Origin of the sequence: Butyrivibrio sp. AE3006, from assembly GCF_000424165.1 — a bacterium.
In the GTDB taxonomy this organism is placed as follows: domain Bacteria; phylum Bacillota; class Clostridia; order Lachnospirales; family Lachnospiraceae; genus Butyrivibrio.
The window spans coordinates 99,592-105,591 of record NZ_AUJJ01000020.1 but is presented as its reverse complement, the minus strand read 5'-3'; the positions used below and the strand labels follow the sequence as shown (position 1 = coordinate 105,591).

At 37.4% G+C, this 6,000-nt stretch carries 7 protein-coding genes and 1 tRNA gene; 4 read left to right on the top strand and 4 right to left on the bottom strand.

The window, feature by feature from the left end:
- Positions 1–56 precede the first annotated feature (56 nt).
- Both G603_RS0111410 and G603_RS22855 read right to left on the bottom strand, forming a co-directional pair.
- Positions 57–473: a hypothetical protein gene (locus tag G603_RS0111410; RefSeq protein ID WP_026670306.1), complete on the bottom strand. Its 417-nt coding sequence runs from the start codon at positions 471–473 to the stop codon at positions 57–59.
- Between the two features lie 242 nt (positions 474–715).
- Complete coding sequence (locus G603_RS22855; protein ID WP_026496358.1) at positions 716–940, bottom strand: hypothetical protein; 225 nt, start codon at positions 938–940, stop codon at positions 716–718.
- Between the two features lie 209 nt (positions 941–1,149).
- Between G603_RS22855 and G603_RS0111400 the strand changes: the two genes are divergently transcribed.
- Positions 1,150–1,222: transfer RNA gene (locus G603_RS0111400), tRNA-Gly, on the top strand.
- Positions 1,223–1,322: 100 nt separating this feature from the next.
- On the opposite strand, the gene G603_RS20165 is transcribed toward G603_RS0111400, so the two are convergent.
- Together G603_RS20165 and G603_RS0111390 are read right to left on the bottom strand one after the other, a co-directional pair.
- On the bottom strand, positions 1,323–1,583 hold the full coding sequence (locus G603_RS20165; protein ID WP_155832666.1) for a hypothetical protein: 261 nt from the start codon (positions 1,581–1,583) through the stop codon (positions 1,323–1,325).
- 119 nt (positions 1,584–1,702) lie between these two features.
- The gene (locus tag G603_RS0111390; RefSeq protein WP_026670305.1) at positions 1,703–2,122 is read right to left on the bottom strand and encodes a hypothetical protein; all 420 of its coding nucleotides are present in this window, start codon (positions 2,120–2,122) and stop codon (positions 1,703–1,705) included.
- Positions 2,123–2,362: 240 nt separating this feature from the next.
- Between G603_RS0111390 and G603_RS0111385 the strand changes: the two genes are divergently transcribed.
- The 3 genes from G603_RS0111385 to G603_RS0111375 all read left to right on the top strand — a co-directional run bounded on the left by G603_RS0111385 (position 2,363) and on the right by G603_RS0111375 (position 5,247).
- The gene (locus G603_RS0111385) at positions 2,363–3,091 is read left to right on the top strand and encodes a hypothetical protein (protein ID WP_026670304.1); all 729 of its coding nucleotides are present in this window, start codon (positions 2,363–2,365) and stop codon (positions 3,089–3,091) included.
- Between the two features lie 102 nt (positions 3,092–3,193).
- Positions 3,194–4,459: a radical SAM/SPASM domain-containing protein gene (locus G603_RS0111380; RefSeq protein WP_026670303.1), complete on the top strand. Its 1,266-nt coding sequence runs from the start codon at positions 3,194–3,196 to the stop codon at positions 4,457–4,459.
- 65 nt (positions 4,460–4,524) lie between these two features.
- Entirely contained in the window at positions 4,525–5,247 is a 723-nt protein-coding gene (locus G603_RS0111375; protein WP_026670302.1) for a hypothetical protein, read from the top strand.
- The last annotated feature ends 753 nt before the right edge of the window (positions 5,248–6,000 follow it).

The window sequence follows — 6,000 nt, the reverse complement described above, 5'->3', positions numbered from 1 at the left end:
AACAGGGCGATACAGCAAAGCAAAGCGCTGAGGGTCAGCGATTCATCCCCCACCGACTATGTCGGAAGGAGTTTTCTCGCTGATACATCATAAAAATCATCAAGAATTACTTCATCAAATTGCTCGGCGCAGTATTCTGATACCTTTCTGATATGATCTCGCATCTTGGGATTCGTATAACAAAAGGTTCCAAAAAGACGCTGTCTCTTGGCATCCTCTTCATCAAGATCCGGCACGACCGCAGTGAAACCTCCTGCTACTTCCACGTTTTTCCCCTTAAAGAAATCGATAAATTCGCGCATTTTATCTTTCTCCACCCAGTGTCCCTCACGGAATGGCTCAAGATAAACCTTGTCAATTCCTACATATTTTTCAATGAAATCATACTGCTTCTTAAGGGTGTCTAAATCCATCCTCTCCAGTACCTGAGCTACACAATAAACCGTCAATTTGAAATTCTTGAAATGTGTCATGGTTACCTCCTACTGTCAGTAATGTTTTTGAGTTTTAGAGCATTTATGAGTAACAATTACATAATTATTCCAAGTTTAAGTATCCCGGCACCTTTGTCAAAGCTCAGTTTACCGACCTAATAGCAGAGCTGATTTACTCAGGAACAGAATGCTTTAAGATAAAAGAACCATCAACTTCCTTAAGTGTCAGTTCTCTTGGAACACCCATTGCTCCTGTTGTCTGATTTGCAACGCATTTTGTCCTAATCCATGGAATCTGTATAACTCTGTTTTTCGGATCTCCGGACCAGGTCTGTACTTCTGGCATGTCCCCAGGTCATATCGTCCCATTCAACTCCATTAGGATTAGTCTGATAAAAAAGCTCATAAATTCCGTCATGGTAAACCAGGCCGTTGGGGTCATTTAACCATCCGTAGGTCGGTGCGAAGTGCATGATTGGATAATTAAGATTATTTTCTCTGCTCATTGTGTTTGGTCTCCTTGTGAGTGATAAATGCAGATTTATTCTTAGGAATACTATAGTATAGAACGAAAGAATTACAACCAAAAAGATTGAGTTATTGAGTATTTTTTATTGTTTTTTCGTTTTGAGAAAAAATTGAAAAAAAGTATTGACAGATAAAAGTTCATACTGTATTATTTATTTTGCTGTCGCGAAAGCGACTTTACATATATGCGATAGTAGCTTAGTTGGTAAAGCGCCACCTTGCCAAGGTGGAGACCGCGGGTTCGAGCCCCGTCTATCGCTCTTCTTTTAAAGATACAGAAACCCTTGAAAATCAAGGATTTCTGTTTTTTTATTTCCAGAAAAAGTATCATTTTTCTGGTTAAGAGATTTGGTTAAGTGGTTAAAACCATTTCCTCTGTTCTAGTGCATCAATTGCTTGTTTTGTATCGATTCCAGTGAAGTAATTTTTTCTTATTACTTCCGGACTATTCCCGAATAACTCAGCAGCTAAAATGAGATTACCATTGGTTGAGTTAACTACGTCTGTAATAGCATTTCTTCTGAATGAATGTGTTCCCTTAATAATACCTTTTTCTTGCTTTATGCCTAATTTTTTAAACATTCGTCTGTAAAAATCATAGACAGTATTATTAGTAATCACACCATTCTCGCTATTAGAATAATAAACATCATGTACCTTTTTTAGTCTGTTCAATAAATCATCTATAGCCTTAGTACGCGGAAATACTCTATCCTTGTAGTTTTTGGTGTGGGGGACGATTACAAAATGCTCTTTTTCTGTCTCCGTTTTTTGACAGTTAGTTGCTCTGCTTCAATGTTAATACCATCTTCATTAACAGAAGTCCATTTAATAGGCGGTAATTCACCTCTTCTGCATCCCATATAGATTTGAAGTTCTAAGGCATAAGCTGGGATATACCATGGTTTCTTGGCTTGGTAATCATGCAAGTAGTCAATGATTTGAGGTGTGTCAACGCGAACTGCAAACGCACCTAGCGTTGATGGGTCAATAACATCGTATCTAACAGATACAACCTCATTAGATACACGTTTACCCTCTTCATCTGTCTTATAATTAAGACGAACACCTCTTAGTAACACCTTCAGTGGTATCAACCCAACGGGATTGACATTAAGGTCAGCTACCTTGACCTTATTTTCGTTAATCAATATCTTCATAAAAATACGTTTCTTCTCTCTACCAATGCAGGTAGGCGATTAATTAAAATGCTTCTATATATAGATAGAAAAATCTAAAATGAATTAATTTCTATCTAATAATTCTCTTTTTTAACTAAAATTATTTTTACAAATCTGAAGTACCTTCTTTTTAGCCTTCCGCCCTAGATACTAGAAAAAATTCACTTGGCACCTCTTACGGTGAAAAGTATAATTGAAGAGGAAAATCAGGAGGATTTCATGAAGAACAGAATAGTTAAGATACTGCTAGGAATTGCAATAGCGGTAGTTTTATGTGGAGTTGGCATTTATAAATTCCACCCACATAATTACAAGTTATTAGAAACCAAAGAACATACATGCACAGAGCAAGGTATTGAAAAATACAAATGTTGGTGTGGTTCCGAAAAAACGGAAATGTTTGATGCGATCGGACATGATTATCAAACAGAAACCATAGATGCTACTTGCATCGATGATGGGAAAACAATATATACTTGTGCAAATTGCGGTGATACTTACGAGGAAGTTATAAATGCCAAAGGTCATGATTACAAGGAAGAGGTAACAAAGGAACCTACATGTACCGAAGAAGGCATTGATACATTTACTTGCAATAACTGTGATGATACATACACTGAACCCATAGAACCATTAGGGCACTCTTACGTCGATGGTATCTGTGAACGATGCGGAGAGTTGTCTGAAGAGAAGAAGAAAGACGAAGAGGCAAAGAAGAAGGCCGAGGAACAAAAGAAGAAACAGGAAGAGGCAAAGAAGAACTCAGACAACGGAAATGCAAATAAGGGTGGCGGTTCAGGAAGTAACCCTAGCAATTCTGATAACTCAGGTAATCAAGGTACACCTTCAAATGACGTTTCTCAAGGACAAGCTGCTTGGGGATTCGGAAGTGGTGGCGGTGGCTATGACGCTTCCACTCCTGTAACATGCGGTATTGGTGGCGAATAATTTAATCAAGAGAACACTCAGAGATGGGTGTTCTCTTTTTATATTGGCACCACAAAATCGAAGAGTTAGACTAAGGATAGTGATCTCAAGGAGTATTATGATATGTCAAAGTGGAAGCACAGTTTTTATAATATAGACTTAAATGCAGAGGGCTACAAAAAAGCTAAAGAGAATGAGTATTACAACGTACTCATGGGAAAATTTGCGGTTATACCGAAAGATGTAGATTTAGATAGTCCCCCTGAAGAATTAAAGGGATTTTTGATACCAGCAGAAATAAATCAAGCAGAAATAATAAAAGGTCAACAGATTAACGCATTTGAAGAACAAGCTACTCATATGAGTTTGCTCATTACGGTATCAAGCAAGTGTAATTATCATTGTGAGTATTGTTTTCAAGGAAATCATGCTCACGGTATAAATATGGCCGAAGAAACGGTAGCTGATACTATCTCTTATATAAAGAGAGAAATAGATTCCAATGATAAGTTAAAGTCGCTAGGCGTAACATTCTTTGGTGGAGAGCCATTAATGGGTATGAATGCTATCAGAAAACTAAGTCGTTTTCTCTTAGAATACACCAAAGAAAAGGGCTTAACTTATAGAGCTGCCATAGATACCAATGGTTTCTTTTTAACAGCAGATATAAGCAAAGAACTTAAAGAGTTTGGTGTAGTAAAGGCACAGATAGCTTTTGATGGTTTCGAGGATTTTTATAACGCTACGAGAAAAGCACCCAAAGACGCTTATAAAAGAGTGTTAAAGAACATAGAAGATAGCGAGATACCAATAATCATAAGGGTAAACGTCACAAAGAAGAACCAAGATGAAGCAAAAGAACTTATAAGATACTTATATAGTTTAGACTCTGTAAAAGAGGGCAAAGATAAAGTAAGTATAATGAGGGTAAGTGTGTATGGTGGTGAATCTGATTGTAACTTTACTGATAAAGAGTGGTTACAGTTTAGAGAGGGTTTTACAGATTTTCTTGATGTTGCAGACGCTAGTACCTTATTTAAGCTACCAAGTGCTGCACCTTTTGGGTGTACTATGCTAAGAAAACATAACGTAGTAATAGGCGTAGATGGTAACTTATACCGATGTGATAGACAATCTGGTGAAAAAGGTAAAGAAATAGGCACTATACAAGAAGGTATAGATGAAAACTCTGATATAGACAAAGCATTTAGGTGTAGTGTCTTAGATGATAAGTGTATGAAATGTAAGTATATGCCTATATGCGGTGGAGATGGCGGTTGCCGATTAGATTATTTAGAGCAAGGTAAAAATTGTAGTGTAGTAGAGGGTGTTTTCAGGCAGAATATGCAAAATCATTTAACATTTTTAGCCTTCCGCCCTAGATACTAGAAAAAGTTCGCTTGGCACCTCTGGCGAAGGAACGTATAATTGTGGATGAGGAACAGGAGGGATTCATGAAGAATAAAGCTGTTAAGATATTACTTGGAATTACAATAGCGATAGTTATATGCGGTGTTGGTTATTACAAGTTTCATCCACATATCTTCAAGCAGATAGAATTTCAAGAACCCACATGCACAGAGCAAGGTATTGAAAAATACAAATGTTGGTGTGGTTCCGAAAAAACGGAAATGTTTGATGCGATCGGACATGATTATCAAACAGAAACCATAGATGCTACTTGCATCGATGATGGTAAAACAATATTTACTTGTGCAAATTGCGGTGATACTTACGAGGAAGTTATAAAAGCCAAAGGTCATGATTACAAGGAAGAGGTAACAAAGGAACCTACATGTACCGAAGAAGGCATTGATACATTTACTTGCAATAACTGTGATGATACATACACTGAACCCATAGAACCATTAGGGCACTCTTACGTCGATGGTATCTGTGAACGATGCGGAGAGTTGTCTGAAGAGAAGAAGAAAGACGAAGAGGCAAAGAAGAAGGCCGAGGAACAGAAGAAGAAACAGGAAGAGGCAAAGAAGAACTCAGACAACGGAAATGCAAATAAGGGTGACGGTTCAGGAAGTAACCCTAGCAATTCTGACAATACAGGAAGTCAAGGCTCAGGTGATTGGGGCGGTGCTTGGGGTGGCGCACAAGATTTGGGTGATTTAGGCTCAATAGATTGGGGTGGCATTGATGGTGGTGGCATCACAGGCGAATAATTTAACCAAGAGGACACTCAGAGATGGGTGTTCTCTTTTTATGTTGGCACCATAAATCCGAAGAGTTAATATATAAAAAGATTAAGTATTAGTTTTGTGTGAGTAGATAAACACAATAAATAGCTGTCTACCGGGCTATCTTTGAACAGTAATCTGAGTATATCTAGGATTATTAGCCCTAACGAGAGACTATGGGGTAAACGTCAGCGTAGCAAGTGCGTCTGTAGTACTCTTGGAAATCCTTGTTAATTGACCCTTTAAAAGGTAAGAAATAACAAGGATACAAAGTGCGGTAGATGTCGTTACGAAGAATTGTTGTATGGTTGTAAACCTTGTAATCTAATTAAAGGAACAACACGCCAAAATATCAATAATAGTTTGAAAAATGAAGATATAGCAATAATAAAAGTGTAATATTTAAGAAATAGCGAGATTGAAACTATGAAATTTTATTATATACCTTTACAGCAAGGCGAAAGCCTAACACATAGAGATTGGCAGATTAATTCAGAAGTACGAAATTCAATAAGATTAGAGTATGATGATTACCCAACACATAGACATAGTTCGAGTGGTGCGGTTTATATTATGTAACGATACCAGTAGCAGATAGTGAGACAGGACCTCCTAATACTATAGAACATCCTGCAAGTATGATAGGTTGGTTAAGATTTGGTTAATATTAAAAATAGAGAATGCTCGAAACTCCTTTCTTTTATATGGTTTGCAGTGTTTTGGACAAGGGGTTCGTGT